The organism is Drancourtella sp. An12 (assembly GCF_002160935.1).
GTDB lineage: Bacteria > Bacillota > Clostridia > Lachnospirales > Lachnospiraceae > Sellimonas > Sellimonas catena.
The window spans coordinates 12975-26742 of sequence record NZ_NFLO01000010.1 but is presented as its reverse complement, the minus strand read 5'-3'; the positions used below and the strand labels follow the sequence as shown (position 1 = coordinate 26742).

Genomic DNA, 13768 nt, shown 5'->3' with positions numbered 1-13768 from the left:
AATAGGATGTTAAAAATAACATCAATGGATGGACTGAGAAAGGGACAAGCTTTCTCAGTCCGTAACTATGTTATGGAGGTGACAGAATGACCTTGCATACCATGCTTTCAGAACTGCATTACCGGGATCAGATTCAGGAAGCGGTTCAAAAGGAAATAAACAGGCTGGGTGACACAGTGGAAGTGCTTGCAGACAAAGCGTATCAGGGAGAGGATTTCCAGTTTTTCCTGTGTGATCAGGTTCCGGCTGTCCGTTTAGCTGTCATTACCTGTCTTCTTGTGGAGAAATATGAAGAATACAGGGCACGGGGAATCTCGGACAGTATTATTTTTGATACCTTCCAGGATGTTACGCTGCGGGCAGAGATTTATTTTCAGAAAACCGGCCGGGCCGGGCTTGAAAAAGACGATGTGATCTGGTTTCGCCACATTATGAATGCTGAGATTTTTAAAATTGGCTCTTTGCAGTTTCAGCCATTCCAAATGGTATATCTGGATGATGATTATTTTTATATGATTTATTCCACGAATGCACAAGAACTTCTTCCCTGCGGCTGTCCGGTGTTAAACTGTCATGTTCAAAGAGGGGCAGATCTGCATACAGAGGCGGTGGAGGACTCCTTCCAAAGAGCGAAAAAGTTCTTTGCTCAGATTGATCCTGAAACGAAATATAAGGCTTTTCTGTGTTACAGCTGGCTGCTTTATCCGCCGATGATCCAAGCTCTTTCTCCGTCCTCCCATATCAGGCAGTTTGCGGAAAAGTTTCAGATAATTGGTACAAGCAGAAATTCAGATCAGGCAATGGAAAATCTTTTTAACGGGAAAGAAAAGAGACTTACTCCAGACTCTACGTTTCTTCAAAGGATGGCATTGAAGCAGGAAGAGCGGTTTGGATTTGGCTGTGGTGTTATTTTGCTTTAATTTGAGTGGAAATTGAACGAGAAATTTACGCACTGATAAGAAAATATGATATAATCATTTCATCAGGTAAAGTGATACGGAAAACCTGCGGGCAGTGAGATGATTTGAAGCAGAGAAACGAGGCGGGAATTGGTCAGACCAGTTCCTGTCTGTTTTATAATAATCAAATATAGAGCAGGGATTCTGGCAGGGGAAATACCTGGTTTTCGAAAGGCTTTAAATCCGTTTCGCGCCGCGGTAAGGAGGAGAATATGGAGCAAAATAAATATCTGGAATATCTGGCTGAACTGTATCCGACAATCGAGAAGGCATCCACTGAGATTATCAATCTCCAGTCAATTATCAACCTTCCGAAAGGAACGGAACATTTTCTGTCGGATATTCACGGGGAATACGAGGCCTTTTCCCATGTGCTGAGAAATGGTTCGGGTGCCGTGCGAAAGAAGATTGATGATGTATTCGGACATACCCTTGGTACGGCGGAGAAGAGGTCGGTCGCAACATTAATTTATTATCCGAGAGAAAAGCTGGAACAGCTAAGACAGTCCGGGGAGGACATGCAGAACTGGTATCGAGTGACGCTTTACCGTCTGATCGAACTTTGCAGAGTCGTTTCTTCCAAGTATACCAGATCCAAGGTACGGAAAGCGCTGCCGCCGGATTATGCTTACGTTATTGAAGAGCTGATTACAGAGAAGCCGGAACTTTCGGACAAAGAGGCGTATTATGAGGCCATCATTCAGACGATTCTGGATATCGGGAGGGCAGAGCCTTTCATTATAGCGATGGCAGAATTGATACAGAGGCTTGTGGTAGACCATCTGCATATTATCGGCGATATTTTTGACAGGGGACCTCTGCCGCACCAGATCATGGACTGCCTGATGGACTATCATTCACTGGATATTCAATGGGGAAATCATGACGTCCTCTGGATGGGAGCCGCAGCCGGACAACAGGCATGTATCGCGACGGTGATTCGCCTGTGCCTCCGGTACGGAAATCTGGACATTCTGGAGGATGGATACGGCATCAACATGCTTCCGCTTGTAACCTTTACGCTGGAGACCTATGTGGATGACGAAGCCCGGCAGTTCGGAATCAAAACCCAGCAGGAAAAAGCAGATATTTCGCTGGCGCTTCAGCAGAGAATGCACAAGGCAATTTCAGTGATTCAGTTTAAAATTGAAGGACAGCTTGCCAGCGAAAATCCGGAGTTTGGAATGAATGGACGTTGTCTCCTTGATCAGATTGACTACGAAACAAATCAGATCAGGATTGACAGAAAACAGTATGAGCTTTTGGACGGGCGGTTTCCGACAATCGATCCGGCTGAGCCATATGCCCTGAGCGAACAGGAGAAAAACGTGATGGAGAGGCTGACACGGGCCTTCAAAAACTGTGAGAAACTGCAGAAGCATGTGAAGTTCCTGTTAAAGAAGGGCAGCCTTTATAAAGTATACAATGGAAATCTTCTGTATCATGGATGTGTGCCGATGAATGAGGACGGAAGCTTTATGGAAGTTCCGGTTTATGGGCAGACTTATCATGGAAAGGCACTCTACGATGTCCTGGAACAGTATGTGCGTAAAGCATTCTTCTCAATGGAAGAGGAGGAGAAAGAACGGGGCAGGAATATTCTCTGGTTTTTATGGTCTGCACCGGGATCTCCGCTCTATGGCAGAAGTAAGATGGCGACCTTTGAGCGGTATCTGATTGCAGAAAAAGAAACGCATCAGGAAGTAAAAAATGCGTATTATCAACTTCTGGAAAAGAAAGAGACGGCAGAGAAAATCCTGAAAGAATTCGGACTGGAAGGGGAAGAGGCACGTATTATTAACGGGCATGTTCCGGTGCATCAGAAAGAAGGAGAAAGTCCTGTCAAATGCGAAGGCAAACTTCTGATTATCGATGGCGGATTTTCCAGAGCATATCACAGGGAAACCGGAATCGCCGGATATACGCTGATTTATAATTCCTACGGAATGTCGCTTGCGGCACACGAGCCGTTTGAGACGACAGAAATCGCCATTCAGGAGGAAAAAGATATTGTCTCCCATCAGATTGCGGTGAATTACAGCCACAAGCGCCAGACAGTGGGAGATACGGATAACGGAAAACAGCTTCTGAAAAAGATTGGGGAATTAAAGGAACTGATCGGCGCATACCGGTCAGGAACAATTAAAGAGAGAGGAAATTAAGGAGGAGCAACATGTATCAGGCAGCAGAAACAAGATATCAGGGGATGAGCTATGCAAAATGCGGGAAGAGCGGACTGAAGCTCCCGGCAGTTTCATTCGGACTGTGGCATAATTTTGGCAGCAATGCAGCATATGACAGAATGAAGGAACTGGTATTTACCGCGTTTGATCTGGGAATTACCCACTTTGATCTCGCGAATAACTATGGGCCGGTACCGGGAAGCGCTGAGGAGAATTTCGGACGGATTTTAAAGAATGAGATGGCAGCGTACCGGGACGAGATGATTATCAGCACAAAGGCAGGATACGACATGTGGGACGGCCCTTATGGAACAGGAGGAAGCAGAAAGTATCTGACAGCCAGCCTGGATCAGAGCCTGAAGAGAATGGGACTGGACTATGTGGATATTTTCTACCACCACTGCATGGATCCGGAAACACCGCTGGAAGAGTCGATGGGCGCTCTTGCGTCAATTGTCAAAAGCGGGAAGGCATTGTATGCAGGGATTTCCAACTATGATGGAGAGACGATGGAAAAAGCGGCAGATCTTCTGGAATCTTATCATTGTCCGTTTATCATCAACCAGAACCGCTACTCGATCTTTGACCGTTCGATCGAAGAAAACGGATTGAAGGCAGCGGCAAAACAGCGTGAAAAAGGGATCATTGCATACAGCCCGCTGGCACAGGGAATGCTTACGGACCGTTATCTGAATGGCATACCGGACGACAGCCGGATCCGGACAGACGGAAGATTCCTGAAAGAAAGTGCTCTGACAGACGAGCGGATTCACCAGATCCGTGCCTTGAAAGAACTGGCATCCCAGAGAGGACAGACCCTTTCACAGATGGCCTTGAACTGGGTATTAAAAGACAAAGAAGTGACAAGTGTTCTTGTAGGAGCATCCAGACCGTCTCAGCTTATGGAAAATGTCGGAGCGGTCAGCAGAACGCCGTTTTCTGAGGAAGAACTGGAACAGATCGATAAAATCAGCTTAAAGAAATTCAACTAATATAAAATGAGAGCAGCCCCGGGCAGAAAAATCCGGGGCTGTATTTTTCAGCTGTTTAATCTGTTTGGGGAAATGTCTCCCGGGATGGATGTCTGTCCGGGCGGAACCGGGCCTGATACTGTCTCGGAGTACAGTTCATATACCGCTTGAACAGTTTCCCGTAATAACACGCATTGGAAAATCCGCAGGACTCGGCTGCCTTGGAGATCGTACAGAGACCTTCCTGCAAAAGCGGAAGACTCTGCTGAATACGGTAATATAAAAGATAATCAAAGACGGTCATATTCATATGCCGCTTGAAAAAGCGACAGCACTCACTTTTTGACAGATGCACATGATCTGCAATCTCTTCCAGTGTAATCTGCTTTGCATAGGAAGTATGAATGAAAGACAAAATCTCTTTCAGCCGTCCAATGGAATCTGATGAGGACGGCTCTTCAAAGGAGCAACTTGTGAAATGTCCATATAAGTGTCTCCAGATTTCGGATATGAGAATATGAAGACGCAGTTCCTGGTCCGGTGCCGGCTGCAGATAAAGTGCATAGATCTCCCGAAGAAGGGAAAGAATTTCTGATGCCCATTCTTCCGATGAAAGAAATACAGCAGAAGAGAACGCCGGGGCATTCAGGATCGGATCCACATATTTGGTCTGAAGAATGCTGTTTTCAAATCCGTACAGAAACCGGGGATGAAACGTGGTGGAAAAATACTGGCAGTCCTGGTTGTCAATGCGCATTCCTGCATGCATGGCGTTGCTGTTGCAGAACAGCCCGTCGCCGGCCTTCAGATGGTAGGTGCGCTCATTGACCCGGTATTCGATCTGGCCTTTCAGAACTAAAGTCAGTTCTATTTCCGTGTGCCAGTGCCAGAAAAAAGCACCGCCTTCATATCTGGACAACATCTCGCCGCTTAAATTCACCGGAAACGTGTAATCTCCATGTTGTTTTAATTCTTTTTTATCTTCGTTAATCTGAATCTGCATAGTTTCAAACTCTACAGTCGAAATACAGCCATTTCGACTGGGAAGCATAGTAGTTTAGTAGTGTCAATAAGACTTGGCTGAAAGGCTGTGATTTCAGTCCTATGTATCATACGCTGTTCCGGGGAAAAAATCAAGCTTTAACACCTCAATATTGTTATGGTTTTGAGCAATATATTTGTTGTACTGATCTCATAAACGCATTATAATTTTATTACAGAGAATAAATCAGGAAAAGAAAGCAGGTATGAAGTATGGAAAAGAAACTGATGGAAACATTTCAGAAACTGTACGGAGGGGAAGGGGAAATCAAAACCTTCTTTTCGCCGGGAAGAGTCAATCTGATCGGAGAACACACAGACTATAACGGCGGACATGTATTCCCATGCGCACTGACCCTTGGTACATATGGAATTGCAAGAAAAAGAGAAGACAGAAAGCTTCGCTTTTATTCTGCAAACTTTGAAAAATTAGGCGTGATTGAGACAAGCCTCGATGATCTGGTGCCGTCACAGGCAGCACAGTGGACCAATTACCCGAAGGGTGTAATCTGGGCATTTGAAAAGAAAGGCTACTCAATTCCGCAGGGAATGGATGTCCTGATTTACGGAACAATCCCGAATGGATCCGGACTTTCTTCCTCCGCATCACTGGAAGTGCTGATCGGAGTTATGCTGAAAGAACTGTTTAACATTGAAATCTCAATGCAGGACATCGCGCTGATCGGCCAGTATTCCGAGAACAATTACAATGGCTGCAACTGCGGTATCATGGATCAGTTCGCTGTAGCAATGGGCAAAAAGGACTGTGCAGTATTCCTCGATACGAATACACTTCAGTATGAATATGCTTCCGTAAAACTGGATGATGCAAAGATTGTCATCACAAACAGTAAAGTAAAACACAGCCTTGTAGATTCCGCTTACAATGACAGAAGACGGGAGAGTGAAGAAGCGCTTCATGATCTCCAGAAAGTCGTAGATATCAAGACACTCGGAGATCTGACAGAAGAAGAATTCGAGGCACACAAGGATGCCATTAAAGATGAAATCTGCAAAAAACGTGCAAAACATGCGGTTTATGAAAACCAGAGAACAATCCGTGCGGTAAAAGCACTGAAAGAAAATGATATTGCAGAGTTCGGACGTCTGATGAATCAGTCTCATATTTCTCTTCGCGATGACTATGAAGTATCCTGCGAAGAAATCGATGTTCTGGTAGATCTGGCATGGAAGATTGACGGAGTGATCGGATCCAGAATCACAGGAGGCGGATTCGGCGGATGTACAGTCAGCATTGTAAAAAATGATGCAGTGGATACCTTTATCGATCAGGTCGGAGCAGGATACAAAGAAAAGACAGGCCGTGAAGCAGAGTTCTATGTAGTAGAGATCGGTGACGGTGCAAGAGTATTATAAGGAAAGAAGGAAAATACGATGTTAAACGAAAGTATCAGCAGGCTGGTGCAGTATGGAATCGAAACCGGACTTCTTCCGGAATGTGAAAAGATCTATGCGACAAACCTCCTTCTGGATCTGTTCCATGAGGACAGCTATGAGGAACCGGAAGAAAAGGCAGAGAACATTGATCTGGAAAGTGTATTAAAAGAGCTTCTTGATGAAGCGGTAAACAGAGGACTGATCGAAGACAGTATCGGATACCGGGATCTTTTTGATACAAAGATGATGAACTGTCTGGTACCGCGTCCGGCACAGGTACAGAAAGAATTCTGGGATGCATACGAAAAATCTCCGGAAGCAGCCACAGAATATTTCTACAAACTGAGCCAGGACAGCGATTATATTCGCCGTTATCGTGTAAAGAAAGATAAAAAATGGACGGTAGAAAGTCCGTATGGTACGATTGACATTACGATCAATCTTTCCAAACCGGAGAAGGATCCGAAAGCCATTGCAGCAGCGAAAAATGCGAAGAACAATGCATATCCGAAATGCCAGCTCTGTATGGAGAACGAAGGATATGCGGGAAGACTGGATCACCCTGCAAGAGAAAACCACCGGATCATTCCGATTACCATCAATGAATCCAAATGGGGATTCCAGTATTCACCGTATGTTTACTATAATGAGCACTGCATCGTGTTCAACGGGGAGCATACGCCGATGAAGATCGACCGTGCTGCATTTACCAAGCTGTTTGACTTTGTAAAGCAGTTCCCGCATTACTTCCTTGGATCCAATGCGGATCTTCCGATCGTAGGCGGTTCCATTTTAAGCCACGACCATTTCCAGGGAGGCCATTATACGTTTGCCATGGCAAAAGCACCGATTGAAATGAAAGTGACAATCCCGGGTTATGAAGATGTAGAGGCCGGAATCGTGAAGTGGCCGCTTTCCGTACTTAGAATTCGTCATCAGGATGAAAAGAGACTGATCGACCTTGCGGATCATGTACTGAAAGCATGGAGAGGATATACAGATGAAGCGGCATTTATCTTTGCCGAGACAGATGGAGAGCCGCATAATACCATCACTCCGATTGCAAGAATGAAAGACGGTATGTACGAACTGGATCTGACGCTTCGGAATAATATTACGACAGAGGAGCACCCGCTCGGCGTTTACCATCCGCACGCACAGTACCACCATATCAAGAAAGAAAACATCGGTCTGATCGAGGTAATGGGACTTGCAGTTCTGCCGGCCCGCCTGAAAGACGAGATCGAATTTCTGAAAGAATACATTCTGGAAGGAAAAGACATCCGCAGCAATGAAAAGATCGAAAAACATGCGGACTGGGTAGAGAAATTCCTTCCAGAATACGAAGAAATCAATGCGGACAACATCGAAGAGATCCTGCAGCAGGAGATTGGTAAGGTGTTTGTTCATGTACTGGAAGACGCAGGTGTCTATAAATGCACCGAAGAGGGAAGAGAAGCGTTCATGCGCTTTATCCAGACTCTGTAGAAACAGACGGAGAAAAAGAGATGTATAGGATTGCGTCACGCTTTGACGTGAAAGCATCAGATAATGGAAAAGAATAAAAGAATGAATAAAGGGATCGACGGGATTTTACCCGACGATCCCTTTTCTGGCTCTTATGATCAGGATTCGGATACTTCTTTTAACATACTGATATCAGTATCCGCAATTAACGAATAATTGGTATGATAGATAACGAATCCCGGTTTCTGCCCTTTGACCTTTTTCACATGCTTTTTCTCTACATAATCGACTTCGACCTTTTCGCTTCCATTATTTTTGGAATAGAAAGCGGCAAGTTTTCCGGCCTCCTCAAAGACGCGGTCCGGCATGTCTTCTCCCTGGGATTTGACAATGACATGGGAGCCCGGCACTTTTTTTGCGTGGAACCACCAGTCATTTCCCGATGCGAAAGAGAAAGTCAGCTCTTCGTTCTGGAAATTATTTTTTCCTACATACATATCATAGCCGTCACTGGAAATATAGTGGAGCGGCATACTTTTGAATTTCTCTTTTTTCTTTGTGAATTTCCGGCGGACATAACCGCTCTGTGTCAGCTCTTCTTTGACCTGCGCCAGATCGTCTTCAGTCCGGGCAATGTCCAGTGCGTTGCTGACAGATTCCAGATAGGAGATCTCGTCCCGGGTTTCTACGATCAGATGGGAGAGCGCTTCATAAGTCCGCTTCATCTTATTATATTTTTCAAAATAGCGTTTTGCATTTTCCAGAGGCGTCTTCGTTGGATCCAGTGGAATCCGGATCATTTCATTTGTGTAGTAATTCAGCGCCTCCAGCTCCTTGGCCTCCGGTTCTGCCTGATAGCCGTAAGTCTGCAAAAGTTCTCCATAGACTTTGTAGGTTTCCCTCTTATCCGTATCTTTCAGCTGGCGGGCCTGCAGGTCGTATTTCTTCCGGTTTCGCTCCAGGGCAGTCTGCACGATGTGCCGGAGATCGGCTGATTTCTGGCGGATCCGGGTGATCCGGTTCTTGACTGCGTAGTAGGAAGAGAGTACCTGAGAAATGGTGTCAAACTCCTGACGGGCACATCCTTCCAGATGCGTCAGCGGAACAGATGCAAACTCCTGAGGCTCGTTGTTCCGGTAATAGATGGCCGGATGAAAATCCTCTTCTCGAACCTGATCAAGAAACAGAGAAAACTGCCGGTACAGATGCGTCATCAGATCATCGGAAAGCTCTGACGGCGGAAGAGCAGAATCCAGTCCGGCGAGAAAGCAGATTTCTTCAGCCACGACAGGACTGATTCCGGTAAGGCTTGTGTAGAGAGCCTTGGAAAGCGCTGACGGCTTCTGTCTGAGAAGCTCTGCAAAATCGGATTCCGATATGGTCAGAGGGTCCGCTTTGTGCATCGTATCCGGTATAAAGTAAGTCCGTCCCGGAAGAACCTCCCGCACGGAACTCATCTGGGCAGGCACGTGCTTGATACTGTCGATGATCCGGTCATCCTCATCACAGAAAATGACGTTGCTGTGTTTGCCCATGATCTCAATGACAAGTTTCTTACGGCAGAGATCTCCAAGCTCATCCAGATGCTCGATTCCAAGCACGATAATCCGCTCAAGAGACGGCTGTGTGATGGACACGATCCGTCCGTTTGCAATATGTTTTCTGAGAAGCATACAGAAATTCGGGGCTGTAAACGGGCTTGGTTTGTTCTCGTCTGTCAGATACACAAGAGGCAGGGAAGCGCTCGCTGAGATATAGAGACGGCGCTGTCCGGAAGGTGCCTTGACAGTAAGAAGAAGCTCGTCAGCCTCCGGCTGGGCGATCTTTGCGATCCGTCCGCCAAGGAGGGCATCCCGCATTTCTTTTACTATATTTGCAATGGTAATTCCATCTAATGCCATAGGTCATTCTCCTTTGCTTTTAGTCTGTTTTACAGTATAACATAGTTGAACATGGTTGACGATAAAAATCAAATGAATTATAATGAAAAACAGCAAAATAAACTTTATAGAGGAAATGATCATGATAAGAAGTATGACGGGCTTTGGCCGGTGCGAGATTCAAAGCGGAGAAAAGAAATTTACAGTCGAGATGAAGGGTGTAAACCACCGCTACCTGGATGTCAATATCCGTATGCCGAAAAAGCTCTATTTTTTTGAAACCGCAATCCGGAGCTATTTGAAAAAGTATATTCAGAGAGGGAAAGTGGATATCTTTGTAACTTACGAAGACCTCTCAGAAGGACAGATGTCTCTGAAATATAATGAGGCGCTTGCCTCTGAGTATCTGGACTATTTCAGACAGATGGAGGAGAAGTTCGGACTGGAAAATGATGTCCGCATTTCCGCACTTTCCAGATACCCGGAAGTCTTCACAATGGAAGAGCAGGATGTGGATGAAGAGGAAATGTGGAATGGCCTGAGAGAGGCACTGGATGGAGCTTGTGTCCAGTTTGTATCGGCAAGAGAGACCGAAGGAGAGAAATTAAGAGAAGATCTCATCGGCAAGCTTGACGATATGAAGGCTGTTGTAGAGAAGATTGAGGAGCGCTCCCCGCAGATTCTTTCGGAGTATCGGGAAAAGCTGGAAGAGAAGGTAAAAGAACTTCTGGCAGATACGCAGATCGATGAGAGCCGTATCGCCGCGGAGGTTGTGCTGTTTGCGGACAAGATCTGTACGGATGAAGAAATTGTCCGTCTGAAAAGTCATATCGATCATATGAAATCTACCCTCCAGGCAGGAGAGGGCATCGGACGTAAACTGGACTTTATCGCTCAGGAGATGAACCGGGAGGCCAATACGATTCTGTCAAAGGCCAATGACCTGACCGTTTCCAATTATGGAATCGATCTGAAAACAGAGATCGAGAAAGTCCGGGAACAGATTCAGAACATTGAATAGCAGTTAGATAGGAAAGGGAAGAAACAAACATGCAAAAAGGGATACTGACCGTGCTTTCGGGATTTTCCGGAGCAGGAAAAGGGACGGCCATGAAGCGTCTGATGGAGAAATATGAGGACTATGCTCTGTCCATTTCAGCCACCACGAGAAAACCGAGAGAGGGAGAAGTGGACGGAAGAGAATATTTTTTCAAAGAAACCGAAGAATTTGAAAAAATGATTGCACAAGACGAATTAATAGAGTATGCTAGATATGTTAACCATTATTATGGGACACCACGCTCCTATGTGGAGGAGCAGCTTGAGAAGGGCAAGGATGTGATCCTTGAGATCGAAATACAGGGGGCATTGAAGGTAAAAGAAAAGTTTCCGGATACGCTTCTTGTTTTTGTCACCCCGCCAAGCGCTGAGGAGCTCCGCAGACGTCTGATTGGACGGGGAACCGAGACGATGGAAGTCATCGAAGAGCGGCTTGCCCGCGCCAAAGAAGAGGCCAGAGGCATTGACTGTTACGACTGTCTGATCATCAATGATGATCTGGAGACCTGTGTGGATGAGCTTCACGCAGTGATTCAGAATGAGAAGAAGAAAGTCATGAGAAACGCGGAGTTTATCGCTAAAATAAGAGAAGAACTTGAAGAATTGTAAAGAAGAATAGAAAGGAGAATGAGGCTATGCTGCATCCATCTTACACAGACTTAATGAAAGTGGTGAATCAGGACGTAGAAGAGGGGGATACAAAGATTGTAAACAGCCGTTATTCTATCGTTCTTGCTACAGCAAAGAGAGCAAGGCAGCTGATCGATCATGCGGACCCGCTTGTTTCGGTTAAAGACGGAGAAAAACCGCTTTCTATTGCTATCGACGAGATGAACAATGGAAAGTTAAAAATTCTTGGAGAAGAAACCGAAGAATAAGAGACAAAAAGGCAGGTGCTTTTGAAACAAGTATCTGCCTTATGAACTGTTAGGAGAGAATACATGAATATTTTATTTATCTCACTTGGGTGCGACAAGAATCTTGCCGACTCGGAGACGATGCTGGGGATGCTGGCTTCCAGAGAATATCAGATCGTCGATGAAGAGGAAAAGGCGGATGTGATTATTGTCAATACCTGCTGCTTTATCCATGATGCCATGGAAGAGAGTATTGAGACGATTCTGCAGATGGCGGAGTACAAAAAATCCGGCAGTCTGAAAGCTCTGATCGTGACGGGATGTATGGCAGAACGATACCGTGAGGAGATCACAAAGGAGATCCCGGAAGTGGACGCGGTCCTCGGGACAGCTTCCTACGGACACATCCTTGACGCAGTGGATGAGGCTTTGAAAGGACACTCTTATCTGATGATGGAGCCGCTGGATACACTACCGCTGATTGAAACGCACCGGCTCGTGACTACCGGCGGCCACTATGCCTACCTGAAAATCGCAGAGGGGTGTGACAAACACTGTACGTACTGCATCATCCCGAAACTCAGAGGAAATTTCCGAAGCGTTCCGATGGATCATCTGATCAAAGAGGCGGAACAGCTGGCCGCAGACGGAGTGAAAGAGCTGATCCTGGTGGCTCAGGAGACGACACTTTACGGAAAAGACCTTTACGGGGAAAAGAAACTTCCGGAACTGCTCCATAAGCTCTGCCAGATCAGCGGGATCCGCTGGATCCGGATTCTTTACTGCTATCCGGAGGAGATTACCGAAGAGCTGATTCAGACGATGAAAGAAGAGCCGAAGATCTGTCATTATCTGGACCTTCCGATTCAGCATGCAAGCGACGGCATTTTAAAGAGAATGGGAAGACGTACATCCAAAGAGGAACTGGTACATATTATCTCAAGACTGAGAGAGGAGATCCCGGACATCACACTTCGTACAACACTGATTACCGGATTCCCGGGAGAGACGCAGGAACAGCATGAAGAGCTGATGGACTTCGTGGACGAGATGGAGTTTGACCGTCTTGGAGTATTCACCTATTCGCCGGAAGAAGGCACTCCTGCGGCATCCATGCCGGATCAGATTGAGGAAAGCATCAAGGAAGACCGGAGAGCCGAACTGATGGAACTTCAGCAGGAAATTGCCTTTGAACAGGCAGAAAACATGATTGGAAAAGAAGTTCTCGTTATGATCGAAGGGAAAGTAGCAGATGAAAATGCCTATGTGGGCAGAACTTATAAAGATGCGCCGAATGTAGACGGACTGATCTTTGTCAATACCGACGCAGAACTCATGTCCGGAGATTTCGCGAAAGTCAAAGTGACCGGTGCATGTGAATATGATTTGATAGGAGAGTTGATGTAAATGAATCTGCCAAACAAACTGACTGTACTGCGTGTCATCATGATTCCGTTTTTTGTTGTATTTATGCTGACGGATCTGGGAGGAACGTACAGCAACTATATCGCACTTGTGATTTTCTGCGTGGCAAGTCTTACAGATATGCTGGATGGAAAGATTGCAAGAAAGTATAATCTGGTAACAAATTTCGGAAAATTTATGGATCCGCTGGCGGACAAGCTGCTTGTAAGCTCCGCAATGATCTGTCTGATTCCGATGGATAAACTTCCGGCCTGGATTGTCATTGTCATTATCAGCCGTGAATTTATTATCAGCGGATTCCGTCTGGTAGCATCGGACAGCGGTATCGTGATTGCCGCAAGCTACTGGGGAAAATTCAAAACCGTTTCCCAGATGTTTATGATTATTTTCCTGATTCTGGATCTTCCGGGGAATATTGCTTCCGTCATTGAGACAGTGTTGATCTATCTTGCGCTGATTCTGACGGTAGTATCCCTGATCGATTACATTGTAAAGAACAAAGAAGTATTGACAAAAGGAGGTATGTAG

The 13768-nt window shown here is 45.8% G+C and carries 12 protein-coding genes; 10 read left to right on the top strand and 2 right to left on the bottom strand.

Annotated features, from left to right (window positions below):
• The first annotated feature begins 86 nt into the window (after nucleotides 1–86).
• The 3 genes from B5E64_RS10110 (at nucleotide 87) to mgrA (ending at nucleotide 4134) form a co-directional block, all read left to right on the top strand.
• Complete coding sequence (locus B5E64_RS10110; protein WP_087168401.1) at nucleotides 87–920, top strand: acyltransferase domain-containing protein; 834 nt, start codon at nucleotides 87–89, stop codon at nucleotides 918–920.
• A gap of 251 nt (nucleotides 921–1171) precedes the next feature.
• Entirely contained in the window at nucleotides 1172–3121 is a 1950-nt protein-coding gene (locus B5E64_RS10105; protein ID WP_087168400.1) for a fructose-1,6-bisphosphatase, read from the top strand.
• Nucleotides 3122–3132: 11 nt separating this feature from the next.
• Entirely contained in the window at nucleotides 3133–4134 is a 1002-nt protein-coding gene (mgrA, locus tag B5E64_RS10100) for an L-glyceraldehyde 3-phosphate reductase (RefSeq protein WP_087168399.1), read from the top strand.
• Between the two features lie 55 nt (nucleotides 4135–4189).
• On the opposite strand, the gene B5E64_RS10095 is transcribed toward mgrA, so the two are convergent.
• The gene (locus B5E64_RS10095; RefSeq protein WP_087168398.1) at nucleotides 4190–5116 is read right to left on the bottom strand and encodes an AraC family transcriptional regulator; all 927 of its coding nucleotides are present in this window, start codon (nucleotides 5114–5116) and stop codon (nucleotides 4190–4192) included.
• 251 nt (nucleotides 5117–5367) lie between these two features.
• On the opposite strand from B5E64_RS10095, the gene B5E64_RS10090 reads away from it, so the two are divergent.
• Entirely contained in the window at nucleotides 5368–6531 is a 1164-nt protein-coding gene (locus tag B5E64_RS10090; RefSeq protein ID WP_087168397.1) for a galactokinase, read from the top strand.
• 18 nt (nucleotides 6532–6549) lie between these two features.
• Nucleotides 6550–8040, top strand: a complete 1491-nt coding sequence (gene galT, locus B5E64_RS10085) for a UDP-glucose--hexose-1-phosphate uridylyltransferase (RefSeq protein WP_087168396.1) — start codon at nucleotides 6550–6552, stop codon at nucleotides 8038–8040.
• A 137-nt stretch (nucleotides 8041–8177) separates the two neighbouring features.
• Here galT and B5E64_RS10080 read toward each other — a convergent pair whose 3' ends face one another.
• Nucleotides 8178–9920, bottom strand: a complete 1743-nt coding sequence (locus B5E64_RS10080) for an NFACT RNA binding domain-containing protein (protein ID WP_087168395.1) — start codon at nucleotides 9918–9920, stop codon at nucleotides 8178–8180.
• 121 nt (nucleotides 9921–10041) lie between these two features.
• On the opposite strand from B5E64_RS10080, the gene B5E64_RS10075 reads away from it, so the two are divergent.
• The 5 genes from B5E64_RS10075 (at nucleotide 10042) to pgsA (ending at nucleotide 13768) form a co-directional block, all read left to right on the top strand.
• Entirely contained in the window at nucleotides 10042–10920 is an 879-nt protein-coding gene (locus B5E64_RS10075) for a YicC/YloC family endoribonuclease (protein WP_087168394.1), read from the top strand.
• Between the two features lie 29 nt (nucleotides 10921–10949).
• Nucleotides 10950–11567 carry a guanylate kinase gene (gmk, locus tag B5E64_RS10070; protein ID WP_087168393.1) on the top strand — a complete coding sequence of 206 codons (618 nt, stop codon included), beginning with the start codon at nucleotides 10950–10952 and terminating at the stop codon, nucleotides 11565–11567.
• 26 nt (nucleotides 11568–11593) lie between these two features.
• Nucleotides 11594–11836 carry a DNA-directed RNA polymerase subunit omega gene (gene rpoZ, locus B5E64_RS10065; protein ID WP_087168392.1) on the top strand — a complete coding sequence of 81 codons (243 nt, stop codon included), beginning with the start codon at nucleotides 11594–11596 and terminating at the stop codon, nucleotides 11834–11836.
• Between the two features lie 63 nt (nucleotides 11837–11899).
• Nucleotides 11900–13222, top strand: a complete 1323-nt coding sequence (rimO, locus tag B5E64_RS10060; protein WP_087168391.1) for a 30S ribosomal protein S12 methylthiotransferase RimO — start codon at nucleotides 11900–11902, stop codon at nucleotides 13220–13222.
• Nucleotides 13223–13768, top strand: coding sequence for a CDP-diacylglycerol--glycerol-3-phosphate 3-phosphatidyltransferase (gene pgsA / locus B5E64_RS10055; RefSeq protein ID WP_087168390.1), 546 nt, complete (start codon nucleotides 13223–13225; stop codon nucleotides 13766–13768).